16 protein-coding genes and 4 pseudogenes are annotated in these 20,001 nt (G+C 65.9%); 10 read left to right on the forward strand and 10 right to left on the reverse strand.

The features are described from left to right. The first annotated feature begins 3 nt into the window (after positions 1-3). Genes TSH20_RS00085 through TSH20_RS00095 form a run of 3 tightly spaced genes read left to right on the forward strand, consistent with a single transcriptional unit; the run spans position 4 to position 3,655 of the window. Positions 4-1,992, forward strand: a complete 1,989-nt coding sequence (locus tag TSH20_RS00085) for a hydantoinase B/oxoprolinase family protein (RefSeq protein ID WP_109072802.1) — start codon at positions 4-6, stop codon at positions 1,990-1,992. Further along, positions 1,989-2,297 (forward strand): (2Fe-2S)-binding protein, encoded by a 309-nt coding sequence (locus TSH20_RS00090; RefSeq protein ID WP_109072803.1) that lies wholly within the window; start codon positions 1,989-1,991, stop codon positions 2,295-2,297. The genes TSH20_RS00085 and TSH20_RS00090 overlap by 4 nt, the downstream gene beginning before the upstream one ends. Continuing rightward, positions 2,294-3,655 carry an FAD/NAD(P)-binding oxidoreductase gene (locus TSH20_RS00095; protein ID WP_109072804.1) on the forward strand — a complete coding sequence of 454 codons (1,362 nt, stop codon included), beginning with the start codon at positions 2,294-2,296 and terminating at the stop codon, positions 3,653-3,655. The genes TSH20_RS00090 and TSH20_RS00095 overlap by 4 nt, the downstream gene beginning before the upstream one ends. 182 nt (positions 3,656-3,837) lie before the next feature. Here TSH20_RS00095 and TSH20_RS00100 read toward each other — a convergent pair whose 3' ends face one another. Beyond that, the gene (locus TSH20_RS00100; RefSeq protein WP_109072805.1) at positions 3,838-4,758 is read right to left on the reverse strand and encodes a LysR substrate-binding domain-containing protein; all 921 of its coding nucleotides are present in this window, start codon (positions 4,756-4,758) and stop codon (positions 3,838-3,840) included. Between the two features lie 118 nt (positions 4,759-4,876). Here TSH20_RS00100 and TSH20_RS35435 point away from each other — a divergent pair, with 118 nt between their 5' ends. Beyond that, positions 4,877-6,916 carry an FAD-dependent oxidoreductase gene (locus TSH20_RS35435; protein ID WP_109072806.1) on the forward strand — a complete coding sequence of 680 codons (2,040 nt, stop codon included), beginning with the start codon at positions 4,877-4,879 and terminating at the stop codon, positions 6,914-6,916. Positions 6,917-7,090: 174 nt separating this feature from the next. Here the strand turns inward: TSH20_RS35435 and TSH20_RS00110 are convergent, their stop codons facing one another. Together TSH20_RS00110 and TSH20_RS00115 are read right to left on the reverse strand one after the other, a co-directional pair. Beyond that, complete coding sequence (locus TSH20_RS00110) at positions 7,091-7,804, reverse strand: IS6 family transposase (RefSeq protein ID WP_109072807.1); 714 nt, start codon at positions 7,802-7,804, stop codon at positions 7,091-7,093. Positions 7,805-7,917: 113 nt separating this feature from the next. Then, positions 7,918-8,838 (reverse strand): LysR family transcriptional regulator, encoded by a 921-nt coding sequence (locus tag TSH20_RS00115; RefSeq protein ID WP_109072808.1) that lies wholly within the window; start codon positions 8,836-8,838, stop codon positions 7,918-7,920. A 111-nt stretch (positions 8,839-8,949) separates the two neighbouring features. On the opposite strand from TSH20_RS00115, the gene wrbA reads away from it, so the two are divergent. Further along, the gene (gene wrbA, locus TSH20_RS00120) at positions 8,950-9,585 is read left to right on the forward strand and encodes an NAD(P)H:quinone oxidoreductase (RefSeq protein ID WP_109072809.1); all 636 of its coding nucleotides are present in this window, start codon (positions 8,950-8,952) and stop codon (positions 9,583-9,585) included. A 3-nt stretch (positions 9,586-9,588) separates the two neighbouring features. Beyond that, positions 9,589-10,827, forward strand: coding sequence for an MFS transporter (locus TSH20_RS00125; RefSeq protein ID WP_109072810.1), 1,239 nt, complete (start codon positions 9,589-9,591; stop codon positions 10,825-10,827). 122 nt (positions 10,828-10,949) lie between these two features. On the opposite strand, the pseudogene TSH20_RS00130 reads toward TSH20_RS00125, so the two are convergent. Together TSH20_RS00130 and TSH20_RS00135 are read right to left on the reverse strand one after the other, a co-directional pair. Further along, positions 10,950-11,904: pseudogene (locus TSH20_RS00130) on the reverse strand (IS5 family transposase). Positions 11,905-12,026: 122 nt separating this feature from the next. Further along, positions 12,027-12,584 carry a dihydrofolate reductase family protein gene (locus TSH20_RS00135; RefSeq protein ID WP_109072811.1) on the reverse strand — a complete coding sequence of 186 codons (558 nt, stop codon included), beginning with the start codon at positions 12,582-12,584 and terminating at the stop codon, positions 12,027-12,029. A gap of 172 nt (positions 12,585-12,756) precedes the next feature. On the opposite strand from TSH20_RS00135, the gene TSH20_RS00140 reads away from it, so the two are divergent. The 4 genes from TSH20_RS00140 to TSH20_RS00155 all read left to right on the forward strand — a co-directional run bounded on the left by TSH20_RS00140 (position 12,757) and on the right by TSH20_RS00155 (position 14,571). Continuing rightward, positions 12,757-13,005: a type II toxin-antitoxin system Phd/YefM family antitoxin gene (locus tag TSH20_RS00140; protein WP_247871330.1), complete on the forward strand. Its 249-nt coding sequence runs from the start codon at positions 12,757-12,759 to the stop codon at positions 13,003-13,005. Next, positions 13,005-13,421 carry a type II toxin-antitoxin system VapC family toxin gene (locus TSH20_RS00145; protein ID WP_109072813.1) on the forward strand — a complete coding sequence of 139 codons (417 nt, stop codon included), beginning with the start codon at positions 13,005-13,007 and terminating at the stop codon, positions 13,419-13,421. The genes TSH20_RS00140 and TSH20_RS00145 overlap by 1 nt, the downstream gene beginning before the upstream one ends. A gap of 446 nt (positions 13,422-13,867) precedes the next feature. Then, on the forward strand, positions 13,868-14,113 hold the full coding sequence (locus tag TSH20_RS00150) for a type II toxin-antitoxin system prevent-host-death family antitoxin (RefSeq protein ID WP_109072814.1): 246 nt from the start codon (positions 13,868-13,870) through the stop codon (positions 14,111-14,113). Between the two features lie 5 nt (positions 14,114-14,118). Then, positions 14,119-14,571, forward strand: a complete 453-nt coding sequence (locus TSH20_RS00155; RefSeq protein WP_109072815.1) for a PIN domain-containing protein — start codon at positions 14,119-14,121, stop codon at positions 14,569-14,571. A gap of 324 nt (positions 14,572-14,895) precedes the next feature. Here TSH20_RS00155 and TSH20_RS00160 read toward each other — a convergent pair. From TSH20_RS00160 to TSH20_RS00185, 5 genes and pseudogenes are all read right to left on the reverse strand, one after another. Beyond that, positions 14,896-15,514, reverse strand: a pseudogene (locus TSH20_RS00160) (IS5 family transposase); the annotation flags it as partial. Positions 15,515-16,243: 729 nt separating this feature from the next. Continuing rightward, a pseudogene (locus TSH20_RS00170) lies at positions 16,244-16,729 on the reverse strand (transposase); the annotation flags it as partial. Positions 16,730-16,947: 218 nt separating this feature from the next. Further along, a complete protein-coding gene (gene istB, locus TSH20_RS00175) occupies positions 16,948-17,739 on the reverse strand; it encodes an IS21-like element helper ATPase IstB (RefSeq protein WP_109072818.1) in 792 nt (263 codons plus the stop codon). A gap of 11 nt (positions 17,740-17,750) precedes the next feature. Continuing rightward, a complete protein-coding gene (gene istA / locus TSH20_RS00180; protein ID WP_109072819.1) occupies positions 17,751-19,253 on the reverse strand; it encodes an IS21 family transposase in 1,503 nt (500 codons plus the stop codon). A 115-nt stretch (positions 19,254-19,368) separates the two neighbouring features. Beyond that, positions 19,369-19,842, reverse strand: a pseudogene (locus TSH20_RS00185) (transposase); the annotation flags it as partial. Between the last annotated feature and the right edge of the window lie 159 nt (positions 19,843-20,001).

The following is a 20,001-nucleotide window of genomic DNA, read 5'->3' on the forward strand; positions in this document are numbered from 1 at the left end:
GCTGTGTTTGACCGTATGAAGCTTCAGGTTCTGGCGAACCACGCACGCTCGGCGGCCGAGAACATGGCCCACACGCTGCAGCGCACCGCCCATTCCGCCTTCGTCAAGGAGACGGAGGATTTCACCGTCATGTTGCTGAACCGCCGGGGTGAGACCTTCGGCGTGCCGATGGAGTTGGGGGCGACCTGGTATCCGGGTCTGACCTATGGCCGTGCCATCGACATGATCGAGGATTACCGGCCGGGCGACGTCGCCTTCACCAACGATCCCTATTCCGGCTTCGTCGCGACCCACGCCCCGGACACTCACCTGTGGAAGCCGGTCTTCTACGACGGCGAGATCATCGCCTGGACCGGCGGACACATCCACAACACCGACATGGGCGGCGCGGTACCGGCCTCGCTGTCGCGGGCGCTGACCGAAATCCATCAGGAGGGCATCCGCTTCCCGCCGATGAAGCTGGTCCGCGAAGGGGTGTTCGACGAGCAGATCCTGCGGATCATGACAACCAATGTCCGCAAGCCCGACCTGAACATCGGCGACATCAAGGCCCTGGTCGGCGCGCTCAACACGGGCGAGCGCAAGATCCTCGCCATGGTGGAGAAGTTCGGCAAGACCGCCTTCCTCGACGGTGTCGACGCGCTGCTCGACCATGCCGAGGCGCAGGCCCGCGACATCCTGCGCGCCATGCCCGACGGGGAGTGGGTGTTCGCCGACTACGCCGATGAGGATTCCGTCGCCGCGAACCCCTGCCGCCTGAAGCTGACCCTGAGGATCAGGGGCGACGCGGCGATCCTGGACTTCACCGGGTCGGACCCGCAGCTCGCCTCCTCGCTCAACGTGCCGTCGGGCGGCGATCCTCGGCACACCATCCTGCTGGTCGGCGTCTATTACGTCCTCTACACCCTCAATCCGAAAATCCTGCTGAACACCGGCCTGACCCGCCCCTTCACCTGTATTGCGCCGGAGGGAACGGTCCTGAACCCGACCTTCCCGGCGGCGGTGGGGATGCGGTCGCTGACCTGCGCGCGGCTGCGCTCTGTGATCTTCGGCGCCTTCTCCCAGGCGGTGCCGGAGCGGCTTCCGGCGGCCCCCGCCGGAAACAACTGCATCGTCAATGTGATGACCACCGACGAGCGGACGGGCAACCGCATCATCGCCGCTGTCAATCCGGTGGTCGGCGGCGGCGGCGGCATGCCGCACCGTGACGGCACCAACGGGTCGGGCGCCGACGCCGCCTATCTGAAGAACACGCCGATCGAGATCACCGAGATGGAGACCCCGGTTGAGTTCGTCCGCTATGGCTTGGCGACCGACAGCGGCGGGCCCGGGCGCTGGCGCGGCGGATTGGCCACCCATATGGCCTTCCGCGTCTTCGCCCCCGACACCCGGATCACCGCGCGCAACCGGGACCGCGGCTTCTTCCGCCCCTGGGGCGTGCTGGGCGGCCGGGCGGCCGGGCTGTCGGATATGGTGGTCAATCCGGGCACGCCGGGGGAAAAGCGGCTGGGCAACATCGACACCGCCGTGCTCCAGCCGGGCGACGTGCTCGACATCCGCTCGGCAGGCGGCGGCGGGCGGGGCGACCCGTTCACGCGCGAGGCATGGCGGGTGGCGCAGGACGTGGTGCGCGGCTACGTCTCGCTGGAGGCCGCGGAGCGGGAGTATGGGGTCGTCATCCACGACGGGGTCCTGGACATCGACGCCACCGACCGGCTGCGTGCGGCCCGGCCGGCCCCCACCGGGCATTTCCATTACGGTCCCGAGCGCGAGGGCTACGAGCGGCAATGGACGGCGGCCGCCTATGATTTGCTTACGCGGACCCTCGCCGGCTTGCCGATCCATTGGCGCTTCTTCGCCAAGACCGAGATCTTCAGTCGCATGGGAGGCCGCGGCGGGGCCGAAGGGGTGGAAGCCGCGCTGGAGGAGGTCCATGCCCGCTTCCCCGAAATGCCGCGGTCCAAGGCTCCGGCCCGGGAGGCGGCGGAATGAGCGGGATGACTGGCGGCCGGCTGGTCAGGCTGGCCGAAACGGGACGGGCGCCGGTCCGCTTCCTCCTGGATGGCGTGGAGCGCGTGGCCCTTGCGGGTGATACGGTTCTGACGGCGGTCCTCACCAATGCCCCGGCGCTGCGGCAGGCGGAGTTCGGCCCGGAACAGCGTGCCGGCTTCTGCCTGATGGGGGCCTGCCAGGATTGCTGGATCTGGCAGGAACAGGGGCCGCGCATCCGTGCCTGTTCAACTCCGGTCGCCGACGGCATGCGGCTGCTGACCCGGACGCGGGAGGATTGGCCATGACTGGACCGCGGATCGTGATCGTCGGGGCCGGACCCGCGGGAATCCGTGCCGCCGAGACGCTGGCGGCTGCCGGGCTGCGCCCGACGGTGATCGACGAGGGCGCGCGAGCCGGCGGGCAGATCTACCGTCGCCCGCCCGACGGCTTCACCCGTCCGCCGGAGACGCTCTACGGATCGCAGGCCGCCAAGGCGGTGGCGCTGCACACCACCTTCGACGGGCTGGCGGCGGCGGGGCGCATCGTCCATCTGCCGCGCCATTCGGTCGTCGCTCTGGCCGGCGGGGTGCTGCACGCGGTGGGGGACGGCGGAAGCCGCCGGATCGGCTATGACCGGTTGATCCTGGCGACCGGCGCGACCGACCGTCTCGCCCCGGTGCCGGGATGGCAGGCGCCCGGCGTCTACAGCCTCGGCGCGATGCAGATCGCGCTCAAGGCCCAGGGTATCGCGATGGGGCGGCGGATTGTGCTGGCCGGGTCGGGGCCGCTGCTGACCCTGCTGGCGACGCAGCTCCTGAAGGCGGGAGCAGGGGTTGCGGCGGTTCTCGACACTGCCGGTCTGCGCGGCCAGATGGCCGCCTTTCCAGACCTTGCCGTCCGTCCGTCCTTCGCCCTGCAAGGGCTGGCGATGAGGGCGCGGCTGGGGCGGCTCTACCATGCCGGCGTGGCTTTGGAGAGGATCGAGGCGACGGACAACGGCGTGACGGCGGTCCATTGGAAGGACGCCGCCGGACGGGTGCGGAGCATGGCCTGCGACGCAGTCGGGCTCGGCTGGCATCTGAAGGCGGAAACCCAGCTTGCCGATCTCGCCGGCTGCCGCTTCGCCTATGACGAGACCTGGGCGCAATGGTTGCCCTGCGCCGACCGCATGGGGCGTGCCCGGAGCGGCGTCTATCTGGCCGGCGACGGCCTGCGCCTGCTGGGGGCCGACGGGGCGGAGGTCGCCGGGCGGCTCGCCGCGTCCGCCTGCCTGTCCGACCTGGGCCTGCCGGGACCCGACGGCACCGCCGACCTGAAGCGGCTCGACCGGTTGGACCGCTTCGCCCGCGGCATCGCGCGGGCCTTCCCGTGGCCGGCCGATCAGCTGCGCGCCCTGCCCGACGATGCCGTCCTGTGCCGCTGCGAGGGGGTCACCGCCGGTTCGGTGCGGGAAACCGCCGTCTATGGCGGGGCGGAGGCGAACCGGGTGAAATCGCTGGGCCGTGCCGGGATGGGGCGCTGCCAGGGCCGCTATTGCCAGATCGCGGCGTCCGACCTGATCGCGTCCGCCAGCGGGCTTGCGCATGCCGGAGAGGCCGGGCGCCTGCGTGCGCAAGCGCCGATCCGCCCCACGGTGATAGGTGAGTGGCTGGAGCAGGAATGAACGACGGCGAAGCTCCTCCCTCCCCGGGAACCGCGCTTGGTCGATCCCGCTCGGGCAGGGGGGTGCGCCCATCCTGCCCGCAGTCCTGCATCGTCGCCCCGACCGTACCAGACAATGCCGGCCATGATCAGGTCCGGGAGCATGGGAGCCGTTCCCCGAGGGGGCCGCCGCGCTCCTAGCGATCATTGAACAAGCGCCACATTGATCCGCCTGAGATCGTCGAGCATCACGGCGATGAGCCATTCGCAGATCGCCGGCACCATGGGATGCAGGGGCCGGGATTTCGGCGCGATGAGCGAATGCCAGCGCCCGGTGCGTATCTCGCTTGCGCAGGCGCGAACCAGAAGCCCCTCTCCAAGTGTGCGGGATACGACGCTGACCCAGCCGAGCGCGATCCCTTCGCCGTTCTGCGCCGCCTGCAGCGCGACCGAGTAATCCGAGAACACGTCCCAGGTCCCGACGGCTTCCAGACGCTCGGGTGAGCTGAGAAGCCGGTTCCAATGCGCCTTGTGTTCGTCGTTCAGGTTCAAGAACACATGGCGCTGCGGATCGGCATCCAAGGGGCCGCGTTCGGCCAGATAGCCGGGGCTGCAGACCGGCATGATGATTTCCGGGGCGAAGGGCCAGATGTGATAACGCGGGTCATCGGCCTCGACGACACGGGTGGCGATATCCACGTTGGCGGGGGGCTGGCCGAGCATTCCCTGCACCAGATCCAGCCGCAGTTCGACGGACGGGAACGCCGCCTTGAAGGAGCGCAGCCGTGGCACCAGCCATTGCGTCGCGAAGGAACTGGAAAAGGAGAGGGTGATCCGCGTTTTCGCCACGCGCTGGCGCACGGCGTCGACCGTGCGATCGATCGCCTCCAGGCTGTCGCGCAGGGTGCGGAAAATCTCGTCGCCGTCCGGGGTCAGCATGATGCCGGTGGGGGTGCGCTGGAACAGCCGCAAGCCCAGGCGGTCCTCCAGCTGAGCGATGCTGCGGCTGACCGACGGCTGGGTCACGTTGAATTCCCGTGCCGCGGCGGAAAAGCTGCCGGTCCGGGCGGCGGCCTCGAAGATGAACAGGGTCCGGGCAAGGGGAGCGATGCTGCGCAGGGCCATACCCTCAGCGTATACCCCCTGCAAGTTTTATCAAGCTTCCTGCCTGCGCACCGCTGCCTCATCCTTGGGCGTTGTTCCCGCCCCGGCATGCCCCTAAGGCACGTCAAGGAGATCTTCCATGCAGTTCGCCGACAGGTCCAACACTTGGACCTCCGATCCCCTGCTGTCGCCGTTCCGGCTGGGCGGGCTGCTGCTGCGCAACCGCATCGTCAGCACCAGCCATGCCTCGATGCTGGATGAGGGCGGTATGCCGACCGAGCGTTACCAACGCTACCATGAGGAAAAAGCCAAGGGCGGCATCGCCATGACGATGATCGGCGGCTCCGCCATGACCTCGCGCGATTCGAGTTGGGGGGGAGGGCAGCTCAATCTGTCCAGCGACGCGATCCTGCCGCACCTCGGCGCGATGGCGCAGCGCATCCACGACCATGGCGCCGCGATCATGTGTCAGGTGTCGCATCTCGGGCGGCGGGCGACCGCGCTGGGCAGCGGCTGGTTGCCGGCGATCGCGCCGTCGCGCATACGCGAAACGCGAACCCGCAGCTTTCCCAAGGAAATGGACCGCGCCGATATCGACCGCGTCGTCGCCGATTACGCCGCCGCCGCAAGGCGCTGCAAGCAGGCCGGATTGGACGGGGTGGAAACCCTGACCGGCGGGCATCTGATGGGCCAGTTCCTATCGCCACGCACCAATCTGCGCACAGACGCTTTCGGCGGTTCGACCGAAAACCGCGCCCGCTTCGTGCTGATGGTGCATGAGGCGATGCGCGAGGCCGTCGGCCCGGATTTCGTCATCGGCATCCGCTACGTCATCGACGAAGGGGGGGAGGACGGGCTGCATATGGACGAAAGCATCGAAATCGCCCACATGCTGCAACGCGAGGGCCATATCGATTTCTTCAACTGCATTTATGGCCGAATGGACAGCGATCTGCTGCTGACCGAACACAACATGCCCGGCATGTTCCAGCGCAGCGCTCCGTTCCTCAGCGAGGTGCGGCGCTTCCGGGCCGAGGTCGCGCTGCCGGTCATGCATGCCGCCGGCATCCGGGACGTCGCGACGGCGCGGCATGCCCTGCGCGAAGGCATCGCCGATCTGGTCGGCATGACGCGGGCGCATATCGCGGACCCACATCTGGTCGCGAAGATCCAGCGCGGCGAAGAAGATCGCATCCGGCCCTGTGTCGGTGCGTCCTATTGCCTGTATCGCAAGGCGCATTGCGTCCACAACCCCGCATCAACCCGCGAGACTACGCTGAGCCACGAGATCACGCCCGCCGATACGCCGCGCCGCGCGGTGGTGGTCGGCGGCGGACCAGCGGGGATGGAGGCCGCCCGCGTGCTGGCCGAACGCGGCCATCGTGTCACCCTGTTCGAGGCGGGAAGCAGGCTGGGCGGGCAGATCCTTATCGCTGCCAGCGCCGAAGGGCGGCAGGACCTTCTCGGCATCACCGAATGGCGCCGGAACGAGCTTGAGCGGCTGGCCGTGAACATTCGCCTGAATGTATTTGCCGAAGCCGCCGAGATCACCGCCGAGAAGCCGGATATCGTCATCGTCGCCACCGGCGGCATCCCCGACCTGGACTGGCTGGATGGTGGCGAACATTGCACCAGTGTCTGGGACATGCTGTCCGGCCATGTCCCGGCGCAGGAAGACGTGCTGATTTATGACGGCACCGGCCGGCAGGCGGCACCCTCATGCGCGCTGAAGCTGGCGGCGGCGGGAAAGACGGTGACCTTCGTCACGCCCGACGCGGCCACGGCGGTCGAGATGCCGTATCAGGACACATCCAGCTTCCGCAAAAGGCTCTATCAGCAGGGCGTCACGCCCTTGGTAGATCACCGCCTGATCCGGGTGCGCCGCGAGGGAAATCACCTTGCCGCCGTCCTGTGCAACGAAATGACGGATCAGGAGCGCGTCATCGTCACCGCTCAGATAATCGTCGAACACGGCACGCTGCCGATGGACGGGGTGTTCCACGAACTGCGCACCGCATCCCTGAATGACGGGGTCACCGACATCGACCGCCTGCTGGCGGGCGACCCTCAGGATTTGCAGCCAGGCCGCTTCGCCCTGCATCGCATCGGCGATGCGGTGGCCAGCCGCGACCTGCATGCCTCGATCCTGGATGCCTACCGCTTGTGCAGCCGGCTTTAACCACAACGGAACAGGGAGCGGCAGGAATGAACGTTGGTGCAGAAATCAGCATTCTGGCGGGCTCCGCATTATCCCGCGGTGTTCAGGTGGCGCGGCGGGACACCGGCATGCCGAGGGCATCGTCACATCAACGTGAGCGAGGCAAGGGAAGAGGCCTGCAACTGCCAACGGCAGCTACGACGCAACCTTATGGACGCACGTCTCCTGCTGCCAGACGGCGAAGGCGTCAGCCCGATAGGTGCGATACTCAGCGGCGCTCACGCGATGTCGACGTGGGTGGGCGTGCTGGTATATGGGGCCATGGACGGAGTGGAATTGCTGGGCTTGGCGCGGTGACGTGAAGCGCTTCATCCGCCGCTCGCGTTGGCGGGTCGGTTGGTGTGAATTCTCGGCGCGGTTATTGAGATACCGACTTTGCCGGTGCTCGACTCCGGGGATGATCTTGGCCTTGGCGGCGGCATAGGACTTCAACTTATCGGTGACGACGACACGCGGCACGTAGCGCAAGCCCTTCAGCAGCTTCTTGAAGAAACGCTCGGCGGCCTTGGTGTTGCGCCGGCTCTGCACCAGGATATCGAGCACCACGCCGTGCTGATCGACGGCGCGCCAGAGATAGTGCTGCACTCCATTGATTCTGATGAACACTTCGTTCAAGTGCCAATGATCGCCGGGCCGTGGGCGCCGACGGCGCAACCGGTTGGCAAAGGTCTGGGCGAACTTGCGACACCAGCGCCGAACCGTTTCGAATGAGACCTCGACACCGCGCTCGGACAGGAGCAATTCGACATCGCGGAAGCTGAGCGGGAACGTGTGGTACAGCCAAACGGCGTGCGCGATCCCCTCGGCTGGGAAGCGGTGGCAGTTGTGGGGATCGGGCTCGCGTCTTATCCCGCTACCATGCCCGGCGCACCTCCGGCTCGCCAGCCCCGCAGTTTATGTGACGATGCCCCGTGAGATTATCCACTTTCAGCGCTGTGGATCGGTCGGCTTCAGACCCGCGCCTATGCGCGCGAGGGGGGAGTTGCTCGGCGCAGCGCGGTACGAAAGGCGCAGGCAGCAGGGCCAAGCGGGGTGTCGTTCCGATGTGCCAAGAATGCGTCTACAACGGCCTCGCCGTCGCGCCCAAGCGCCGAAGCCCGCACTCGCACCAGGCGCCCTTCGGCAAGATCGCGTTCCACCGCCCACCGCGGTAACCGCCCCCAACCGGCGCCCGCCAGGATCAGCGCCTGTTTGGTGTCCTGACCGCTGACCCGCCAGGTACCGGGCGACAGCACGCCGAAGTCGCGCCCCTCCGACAGGGGGGTAGGATCCGCCTGCACGATCTGCAGGTGGTCAGTCAGCTCCGTCGCTGTAACCTCCTCCCCAGCGCGGCTCCGCGCCGCCAGAGGGTGTGCCGCTGCGACCACAGCGACGAACGACAGCGACGACAGCGCCTCCAGTTCGATTCGCGGATCACGCAGATCGCGGCCAACGACGATCCCGACCGTGGCCTTCCCTTCGCACAGCGCGGCGAACGGTACGCCGAGCGGCCCGACCATCACTTCGACGCCGACCGCAGGGTAGGCGTCATGCAGCTCTTTCAAGGCGGTGCCGACCGCGGCTAGTGGAAACAAGCAATCCACCGCGATGGACAGCGAAAGTTCAACGCCTTCGCACATGCCGCGCGCCCGTGCCCGCAGGGAATCAACCTTCAACAGGATGGCACGCGCGTCGGCAAGCAATGCCCGCCCGCCCGGCGTGAGCACAGGTCGGTGGCCCGATCGGTCGAAAAGGGTAAGCCCGAGCTCAGCCTCCAGATTGGCCACCGCGTGGCTCACCGCTGATTGAACGCGCGACAGGCGGACAGCCGCGGCACGGAAGCTCCCGGCTTCCACCACCATGACGAAGGTGCGCATTTGGTCGAGCGTGAGTGCGTCCAGCATGATCGATCAGATCGATTAAACTCAGCAATCTTTTCACAGTTCCGCGCATCATGTCGAGATGGCATCTATGGCTTCCCACCACTGAATGAAACCATTGGGTGAGGAAGGTTCATGAGCAGGATCCTCGTTCTGTACTATTCCTCTTACGGCCACATTGGGGCCATGGCCGCTGCGATCGCCGAGGGCGCCCGGGAAGCCGGCGCCGAGGTCGTGGTGAAGCGGGTTCCGGAACTGGTACCGGAGGCGGTCGCCCAGGCAGCGGGATACGCGCCCGACCCAACGCCGGTCGCCACGGTGAACGAACTACCGGACTACGACGCGATCATCTTCGGCACGCCGACGCGCTTCGGAAACATGGCGTCGCAGATGAAGAACTTCCTGGACCAGACCGGCGGCCTATGGTTCCAGGACAAGCTCGTCGGGAAAATCGGCAGCGTGTTCACCTCGACCGGCAGCCAGCACGGCGGACAGGAATCTACGATCCTGTCGATGCATATCGTGCTGCTGCATCTGGGCATGCTGGTTGTTGGGCTGCCATACACCTTCAAGGGCCAAATGCGCATGGACGAGGTGACCGGCGGGTCGCCCTATGGCGCCTCGACGCTCGCCGACGATGGCCACGGCGGCGATCGCCGGCCAAGCGCCAACGAACTTGACGGCGCCCGCTTTCAGGGGCGCCACGTGGCCGCACTCGCCATCGCGCTGGCTCATGGCCGCGAGCGACTGCGCACACCGTCCGGGAGGTAAGCGATGGACGCACTCCACACGCGGAATGACGCTCGCTGGCCGAGTATCCTGCTGATCGTGGGGGCGGGCGTAGTTTCGGCCTGCCAAGTCGGCAAGGCGCCCGCCGCGCTCGCCGCCATCCAGGCCGACCTCGCACTCGACCTCGGCACCGCATCCTGGCTGCTCTCCGCGTTCGCCATTGTCGGCGCGCTCACGGGCATCACCATCGGCGTGGCGGTGGATCACGTCGGCGCCCGGTTCATGGCGCTCGGTGGGCTCCTCCTGCAGGGCGGAGGCAGCGCCATCGGCGCCTTGGCGAATGATGCGCCGCTACTCCTGGCCATGCGCGCAGTCGAGGGGGGCGGATTCCTGGCGGTGAGTGTAGCGGGACCGACCCTGATTGTCGCGGTCGCGCGATCCAGCGACCACAGTCGGGCTATGGCCATGTGGGGCACCTTCATGCCGATTGGCATGTCCGCGGTATTGATTGCAACGCCACTGCTGGACGCCTTGGGGTGGCGCGGCTTCTGGCTGGTGAACGCAGCCCTGCTGATTGGCTATGCTGCTCTGCTGGTGCCGGCCACGCGTGGCATTCCAGCCCGCATGGTTCCCGTGCGGAGCATCGCCCGTGTTGTTCGGTTGGCACTGTCCGCTAGCGGGCCATGGCTCCTTGCCGGGCTTTTCGCCTTCTTCGCGGCGGCCTACTTCGCGGTGTTCGCGTTTCTACCGGCAATCCTGTCCGAACGGTTGTCCGTGGACACCAGGATGGGCGGTCAGCTCACCGGGATTGCGGTATCGGTCAATGCGCTCGGCAATCTTGCCTGCGGCGCCCTGTTGTCGAGGGGTGTGGCTCACCGCACGATCCTACTGGTCGGCTTTGGAGCAATGGCCGTATGCAGCATTGGCGTTTTGAGTGGCGCGTTGTCCGGCGCTCTTGTCTACACCGCCAGCATCGTCTTCTCCGCTCTTGCCGGGCTGATCCCGGTCGCGCTGATCCACTCCGCGCCACGGATGGCGCCCTGCCCCGAGCTGATCGGGGCGACCATCGGTTTCCTGATGCAAGGGAACAACGCCGGGCTCGTCTTCGGCCCGGCTGCAGCGGGTGCACTGGCGGTGGCCCATGGCTGGCCGACAGTGTCCCTCCTGGTCGTAAGCCTCGCCACTGCCGCCAGCCTACTCGCAATCTCGCTGCATCTGCAGCAATGCAAAGCTAGGACACGGCCCAGTTCGGTGAGGTACCCGGCTGCGGTAGATGAACTGTAGCCAGAGCTTACGGTTCCACATTGCCTTCGGCTGGCGTAGCCGGCTTGCTTCCAGATGCGCCCCCTCAGGACTTTGGTGCACAAATTGGCGCGAGGGCGGAGTTCACCGGCGGCCAGGGGTGCTCAGGTGACCTTGCGGGTGGTCGGCATGCCCAAGCTGGTCGTCATGTTCTTGACCTTGCAGCCGACGGTGGCCTCGACCTTCCGGGCAGGCAGAGTGCGAGCAAGGAGGCTGTGCCCGATCAGTTGCTTGTAGCGCATCGTGGCCACCTCGCCCAAGGAGCGGTGGCCGTAGTGGACCGCCCGCTGCCAGCCCAGCCGACCGCGCTCGTTGATCAACTGGATGTGGGGATCGCGTTGGCTGGGGGTGCCGGCAGCGGTCTCGCTCGGCATCGCGGTGGAACGCGGCGGAATGATCACCTTGGCGTCGGGTATGTGGGCGGCGACAGCGCGGTAGACCGGCTCACCGTCATATGCGCCGTCCGCCAGCACCGTGCCGAACGGGCGCTCGATCTGGTCGAGCAGCGGGCCGACCAGCGAGGCATCGCCGTCCTGCATGGTCGTCAGCTTCGAGGCGAGGATGTCGCCGGTATCGGGATCGACCGCCAAGTGGAGCTTTCTCCAGTTCCGATGCGCCGTGCAGCCGTGCTTTTCCAGGTGCCACTCCCCGGTGCCGAACACCTTCAACCCGGTGGCATCGATCACAACGCTCACCAGCCCCTCCGCCTTCGCCAGAGCAGTCGCCACCGCGAGGTTGGCGCGGCGTCGGGAGAAAGTCATGTGATCGGGAACCGGCGGGTCGAGGTCGACCAGGCGCATAAGCGAGCCCAAGATGCCTTCGGTTTGCCACCACGGCCAGCCAAACGCGAGGCGCAGCATCAGCCCAACCTCATTGGCGATGTCCGAGTAGCGCGCCGGCCGGCCACGCCGGCCTCCACGCGGCGATTGCCTCGGGTGTCACCCAGATGGTCAGGTGCCCGCGCCAACGCAGTGCCGCGTCGTACGTCGCCCAATTCTCGACGCGGTAGCGGGCCTTCGGAATGCGGTGGCGACGGTTCCTGTTGGCCTTGTACGGCATGTGGCTCTCGGCGTCAGGGGGACGCCTCTATACCGGCCCGGTACTCCGCCCGCCAACCGTCAATCGAATTGCGCACCAACGTCGCCCGTTACGGCATCTAGGCGCGTTGAGGCGTCTCTGAGTCAGCGTTCGCGCCGGTAGTGCATGGCGACGGCGCCTTTATGGAGCGGCTTCACCGAGACCAACTCGAGTCGTCGCGAACTGGGCAGCCCGCCCTGGTACAGAGTCGGCCCGTGGCCAACGATCCTGGGATGAACGAGGAACTTATACTCGTCGATCAGATCCAGCCGATCCAGCTCAGTTGCGAGTTTGCCGCTGCCAACGAGTACGCCCGCCGGAGTCGCGTCCTTGAGCCTTTGCACGCCTGTCCGCAGGTCGCCGGCGATGTGGTGGCTGTTGGTCCAAGGGAAGTCCTTTCGTGTCGATGACACCACGTACTTCGGCTTGGCTTCTAACTTGACCGCCCACTCGCGTATCGCCGGCGGCGCCTCCACCTCCCCGCGGGCGACCGCCGGCCAATAGCCCTCCATCATCTCGTAGGTGAGGCGGCCCCACAGCATCGCCCCGCCCTCGTCCATGAGGCCGGTGAAAAACGCGTGGGTCTCGTCGTCAGCGATTCCCTCTTGGTGGTCGACGCAGCCGTCCAAGGTTACGTTTATGACGAAGGTCAAAAGTCCCATGTGGCGAGCCTGAGCAATTTGAGCACAAAGATCTAGAGCGATCGCTCCCGTATGAAGTTCGGTCCACAATACGCCACTTTGTAGGATTGTCCCTACATTTCGTTTGGTAGCTCTCGCTCAAATGTAGTATTGTAGCATCCTCATAATGTCTGGAGTGGATAGCATGGGCCGTATGATATCCAGCAGAGAGTTCAATCAGAACCCAAGCGAAGCGAAGCGAGCAGCCGAGGATGGTCCGGTGATCGTCACCGATCGCGGGGAGCCGGCTTTCGTGCTGCTGCGCTACGACACCTATCAACGCCTGTCGGGCGAACAGGGCGGCTCCATCGTCGAGTTGCTGCGCCAGGACGATGCCAGTGCCGACTTCGATTTCGAGCCGGCGCGGATCGACGACATAGCCCGGCCGGCGGTGCTGGACTGATGTTCCTGCTCGACACCAACGCCATTTCCGAACTGCGGCGGCCGGTGCGGGCCAACCCCGGCCTGCTCGCCTGGGCGGGCGGCGTGCCGCCGGCCGACTTATTTATCTCCGCCATCACCCTGTTCGAGGTCGAGCTGGGCGCAGGGCAGGTCGGCCGCCGGGATGCCACCCAAGGGGCGGTGCTGCGCGCCTGGATCGATACCCAGGTGATACCGGCCTTCCGGGGCCGCATCCTGCCGGTCGATGCCGAGGTGGCTCAGCGCTGTGCGACGCTCCACGTTCCGGACCCTCGGCCACAGGGCGACAGCCTGATCGCGGCCACCGCGCTCGTTCATCGCTTGACCGTCGTGACCCGCAACGTGCGTGATTTCGAGCCGATGGGCGTTGCACTGCTCAACCCCTGGATCAGCAACTGACCCCCTCCAGCCTTTCCAGAAACCGCCCGTCGCCAAGAGACTGTCCGACACGGCCATCACCGACAGCAATCTGATCGCTCTTTCTTCCTTGTCTGAGGTGGACCGCAGGCAGGTAAGCGACATGCCGCGAGGGATCGGACCTGCCGCGCTACTCCGTCTCGAACGGCCATGCTGGTAAAACGAGAGGGGCTTGTCTCAGCGACTTGTCCACGCGCGGGGCCGTCAGCCCTGGCGTTCTGCGCAACAACGCCGGTCGGCTTAAGCAGCTGAACTTATTGGGCAGGTTTGACATCGTCCAGCTTGCGGAGAGCGCGACGATCACCAGCGCTGGCGCGCACGCCTGAGCGGCCAGGATGTGTCGCTCTAAAGTAGTGAAAACACTACTCACTCATTGACGCAGGCCAGCACTGTTCATATAGTAGTGAGATCACTACAAGGAAGCTGAGATGCGTCGCACCGTATCCGCAGCCGACGCCAATCGGCATTTCTCCGAGATCCTCGGGCAAGCCATCATCGGGCACACCGTGATCATCACCAAGCGTGGACAGCCGGTGGCGCAGTTGGCGCCTTATGATCGGTCTGCCGCCAAAACCGATGGCGGCTCGGCTTGGAACCGTCTGTTCCAGACGCTGGAAGATGGCGTGGACCTCGGGGACGCGCGGTTTGACCGTGACGCCCTTTATGACCGGTAACCGCCATGCGCTTCACGCTCGACACGAACATCTTGGTCTACGCGGTCGACCGATCCGCCGGGAAGCGGCACCATCAGGCTGTTAGCCTGATCCACCGCCTCCCTGGCCGGGACTGCGTGTTGACGCTCCAGTCTCTGGCAGAGCTCTTCCGCACCCTCACCGGCGCGAAGCAGGGCATCCCGCCGGGGCGAGCAACAGAAATTGTCCAGCAGTGGCGCGACATATTGCCGGTGGTGGCGGCGGACGACGCGTGCCTCACGGATGCCATGGACGCAGTCACCCACCATGGCTGGTCGTTTTGGGATGCGATGATCTGGGCGACAGCAAAGCGTCACGGGTGCCGGCTCCTCCTGTCGGAAGATGGTCAGGCCAGTCGTACGCTGGGTGGAGTCACCATCATCAACCCGTTTGCCGATGGCCCGCAGCCTCTTCTTGATCAGGCGCTGGGCGTGAACTGAACGCGATCTGCCGTTTGTTAAGTGAACGCCAGTTGCCGATGCCCTGCACATGGTCCAGGTCTCTTCCTCGCCAAGACAGGCGCCACCCGCAAGTACGTTCTGCCGTCCAGCTCGGATGGTGGTGGCCATGGGGCAATGGGCAGGCGAACCCTGGCCCCGGGTCCGCGGCCTCGCGATGTCTTGCGTCTTGCTCCGGGTCAGGTGTGCGGCCTCTAGTTTGGCCATCTCCTCAGCCACCAACCGCTCATGCTCATGGAACAGGTTCAGCGCGACATTGGTGCAGAGCTCAGCACGTTGACGGACTCCGCCCTGGGCAGTTGGCGTTCAGACGACCTTGCGGGAAACCGGCATCCTGAGGCCGGTCATGATGTTGAGGACCTGGCAGCCGACGCGGGTCTCGACCTTCTGCGTCGGCAGAGTCCGGGCGTGCAGGCCGCGGCCGATCAACTGCTTGTACCTCAGCATCGCGACCTCGCCCAAGGAGCGGCGTCCGTAGCGGACCGCCCGCTGCCAGCCCAGCCGACCGCGCTCGTTGATCAACTGGATGTGGCGATCGCGTTGGCTGGAGGTGGTGTCGGCCGTGTCGCTCGGCACCGCCGTCGAGCGCGGTGGAATGATCACCGCCGCGACCGGGCTGTGGGCGACCACGGTCCGATAAGTCGGGTTCCCATCGTAGAGGCCGTCCGCGATAACGGTCGCGATCGGGCGCATGATCTGATCGAGCAAGGGGCCGACCAAAGAGGCGTCGCCCTCGTCCGTGGCGGTCAGCGTGGACGCGAGGATCTCGCCGGTATCTGGGTCAACACCCGGATGCGGTTTCCGCCACGTCCGATGCGCCGTGCATTTCCAGGTGCCACTCCCCGGTGCCGAACACCTTCAACCCGGTGGCATCGATCAGAACGCTCACCAGCCCCTCCACCGTCGCCAGGGCGGTCGCCACCGCTGGGCGACCGGGCCCAACACGGGGGCAAGCCGAAGCCGGGAGCCACCTTGCAGGAAATGATCGACCGGGGTCTGCTCACCCCGGACGACGATGGATCCCATTGGCTGACGGCCCGCTTTACCGACATGGGCATCGCGGCATTGCGACGTATAGACGGCGACAAGAGGGCATTGCCGCCTGAAAAAATGCCGACAGCTCCTCCACAAGCTTGGAGTGGGGCGCCTGGTGGACGATAATGGGCCGGTGGGTCCGTCGCTGAGACGGCCTGCGCTCTATACCCGTAAAGGAAAACAGAAAGTGATGTTGAACACGGACTTCGGCGAACCCCTCGACAAGCTCTGCCCGAAGTGCGGGAGCGCACACCTCATCCACAGCGTGGAAGCGCAGGCGGTCCGTTTCCCCTATGGGCCCGGGGACGTCCTGATGGCGACCGTCGATGTGCAGGTCCCTGTTACCACGTGCGGCGCCTGCGGGGACGCCTGGACTGATGCCCGAGCAGAGAGCGTCCGGGAGGAAGCCGTCTTGCAGCGCCTTGCTGAGTTGAAGGCCTGAGAGGTCTGCCGCAACTGAGAAGCTGTTTGCGGCAGTTATGCGCGGACCTCCTGGGGAACGAGCCGCTTTAGGCGCCGTGCGAGGATCGAGTTAAGGGCGATTTGGACGAAAGCGATGAGGTGCGACTTTGGCGCACAATTCGGCGCGCAAGTGGAGTCCGCCGACCGACTGCGGTGATCAGGCGCTTTTGCGCGAGACGGGCATGCCCAAGCTGGTCATGATGTTGATCACCTCGCAGCTGACGGCCGCCTCGACCTTCTGGGCAGGCCGACTCCGGGCGTGGAGGCTGCGCCCGATGAGTTGCTCGTAGCGCATCATGGCCACCTCGCCCAAGGAACGGCGGCCGTACTGGACTGTCCGCTGCCAGCCGAGCCGACCATGCTCGTTGATCATCTGGATGTGGCGGTCGCGCCGGGTGGGGGAGGTCTCGGTGCTCCCGCTCACCACTGCGGTCGCGCGCGGCGGGATGATCACCTCCGCCTTCGGTGCCAGTGCCGCGACGGCGTCGTACGCGCCGTCGGCCAGGACCGCGCCGATCGGGCGCTTGATCTGGTCGAGCAATGGAGCGACCAGAGAGGCATCCCCCTCCTCGTTGGACGTCAACTCCGAGGCGAGGATCTCACCCGTGTCTGGATTGACCGCGAGGTGCAGCTTTCGCCAACTGGCTGTGTCAACGAACCATGGCCCACTTTGCTGATGAAATCTGGCCCACCTCCCATGGGTTGGCAGCTGAATAGCCGATAACCGACTTCCTGGCTGTGCGCAGCAGCTCGTCCCGGCAGTCCATAGGCAACGGGGGCCGCCGCCGCGTTTTCATTGCGCTGGGTGGCGGCCCCCGCCTTGCCTGTGGACCCGCCGGGGCGAGCGTCGATCGCAAGATTTCATTCATGTTTCTGCCCGCGTTTGGCCAGGGTGCGGCGGAAGCGATAGGACGTATCGCCGTTTTCGAGGATGTGCGCGCGATCGGTGACACGGTCGAGCACCGCCTTGCACAGCCGAGGATTGGGGAACACTTGGCCCCATTCGGAAAACGGCAGGTTCGTCGTCACGATCAGCGCCGCCTTCTCCGCTCGGTCAGCGATAACTTGAAACATCAGTTCAGCCCCGACATCGGCGAGCGGCACGTAGCCCAACTCGTCGATGCACACCACCTCCACCCGCTCCCAGCGCCCTAGAGCGCGGCTCAACTGGTTCTCCGCCCGCGCTTCGACCAGCTCATTGATCAGCGCCGCTGCCGTCGTGAAGCGTACCCGCCGCCGTTGTCGGCAGGCGGCCACGCACAGGCTGATTGCGACATGCGTCTTGCCGGTACCCGCTTCTCCGATCAGCACGATCGGCTCAGCACGCTCGATGTAGCCGCCACCCGCCAAATCGGCCAGACGGCTGGCCTGCAGTGGCGATTGGCTGAACTCGAACTCCTCCAGGGTCTTCACGCGTGGCAGGCGGGCCTCCTGGATGCGGCGCAGCACTGCCTTGCGCTCGCGCTCCTCGACCTCCGCCGCCAGCAATGCCTCTACGTATTGGACGTGGCTGTGCCCCTCGCGCAGCGCTGTCTGCGCCAGACGGTCAAACTGTGCCGCCAGCGTGGGCATCTTCAGAAGCCGGCAATACTGGCGAATGGACTGCTCGATCAGCGTGGTGCTGGCCGCCAAGGTGGCTGTGGTCCGGTTCATGGCGCGACCTCTTAGCTTAGCAGCTGATCATAGCTGTCCAGCGAGGGCGCCGGCCGGTCGAACCGGGCGAGTGCCCCAACCTCAACGCTGTCCAAGGGTGGACGCTGCAATTGGTCGGCGGTCAGCAGATAGCGGACAGCCTCGGCATCCGAGCAGCCCATCTGTAGAGCCGCGGCCACCGCCTCCTGCAAGCGCTCATAACCGAATATCTTACCGAACCCCAGCACCGCTACCATGGCGCGGGTGCCGTGCTGACGGCCATGGCGTTCGATCAGGCGCTGCCAGTAGGCGTCATAAGCAGCCGGCCAGCGGCCACGCTGACGCCATTGCTCCAGCGGCTTGGAACCGGCCAAGGCCCCGGGTTTGTGCTCCAACACCTCCAGGTAATGTTCAAGATCGAGGATCTGCTGGCGCCGTCTGTAGCAACGCTCATGGCGGGCAACCATCCGCCCCTCGTGCCAGACCTCCAGATGTGCCGGATAAAGCTTGGCGTGCACACGCGTGCCGACGCGTACCGGGACCGAATAAGCGTTGGTCTTGACCAGCACGCAGCCGGCGCTGTCGACCCGTGGGAAGCTGATGTCGGCGAGATCAAAGCCATTCTCGGGCAAGTCGATCAAGCGCTCGCGTTCGATAGCCATCGCCTCTCCGACGCTGTGCTGGCGGCCGTCAATGACGCGCCGCTCATCCTCTCGACAGCCCAGCAGCAGCACCTCGTTGAGCACGGCGAGATCGCCGGCGCACGGCACCGGAACCCAATGATTGCGCCGAAACTGTCCGTTCTCGCCCTCAACCCCGCCTTTCTCGTGCCCGGCTTGCGGCATGCAGAACTGCGCTTCGAAGCGCCAATGTGAGCGGAAGGCGATGAACCTCTCCGTCTCCTCACGCAGCCGCCCGCGCAGCACCTTGCGCACCGCGCTGCCGAGATTGTCGTAGCGCAGCACTCTGAACACCCCGCCGAAGTAATGGAAGGCATGCTCGTGTGCCTCCAGGAAGGCCTGCTGGGTGGCATGTCGGTAGGCGCGGTGAAAGGCGCCACCGCTGGCCATCGCCCGCATGCAGAAGACCTGCAGTTTGAGGCGCTCGCCGTCGAGATCAGCGTAGGCCTCATACCAGTCTACCTGGCCCTCCTGTCCCCAATCATAGGACTGCGGCACGAAGGTCTCCCGACTGATCAGACCCAACGCGCGTTTGCGTTCGTGCACGTAGTTGCGCACCGTGCTCTCCGCAGCGGCCACCTCCGGCATCTCCTGGCGGATCCGTTTCCAGATCCGACGCGCCGTGTGACGCTGCTTGCGCGGGGCGCGGCGATCAGCCTCCAGGATGCTGTCGATGAACGTGGCGACCGGCCCCAGCACCGGCTTGACGCGTTCCTTATAGGTGCGCTCCGGCGGGATCGCGCTCGCCAGAGCCTGTCTCACCATACGTCGGTGGACGCCGAATTTCCGGGCCACGCCTTTGACCGTACCGACGCCAAACTCGTATTCACGCCGTAGCTGTTCGAAGAGCTCCACCTTCCGTCTCCTGTCCATGTCGCCCCTCCAGCTGTCGCTGGAAAGGAACGGTGCACGATCGGGGCAGGGGGCCAAATTTCATCAGCACGGTGGGCCGGATTTCGATAGCACAGTCACGCCAACTCCGGCGCGCTTGACCACCGTGCTTTTCCAGGTGCCACTCACCCTTGCCGAACATCTTCAGCCCCGTGGAGTCGATGACCACGGTGACTGGCCCGTCCGTCCTGACCAGCGCCGACGCGACCTCAAGGTCGGCGCTGCGGCGGGAGAAGGTCGTGTGATCCGGAGCCGGCAAGTCCAGGCCGAGCAGGCGCATCAACGAACCCAACCGGCCTTCGGTCTGCCGCCACGGCCGTCCGAACGCCAAGCGCAGCATCAGCCCAGCCTCAATGGCGAGGTCCGAGTGGCGCGATGGTCGGCCTCGCCGGCCAGAACGCGCCGGCGTCCAGCCAGCGATAGCCTCCGGCGTCACCCAGATGGTCAGGTCGCCACGCCGACGCAGCCCCGCATCGTAGGCCGACCAGGTCTCCACCCGGTAGCGGGCGCGGGGGATCTTGTGGCGGCGGCTCTCGTTGGCCTTATACGGCATGCGGGTCTCAACTTCAGCGGGGCGCCTCTGATACCTGCCAAGACCGCGACATCGCCAGCTTCCAACGAATTTCGCACCAATGTCCTCTGCAGTGGGATTTTTCTATCGAAATCAACGATGTAAACCATCATTCCGTGTGGCCGTGATTGGACGTCGATC

This window comes from Azospirillum sp. TSH20 (assembly GCF_003115935.1).
GTDB lineage: Bacteria > Pseudomonadota > Alphaproteobacteria > Azospirillales > Azospirillaceae > Azospirillum.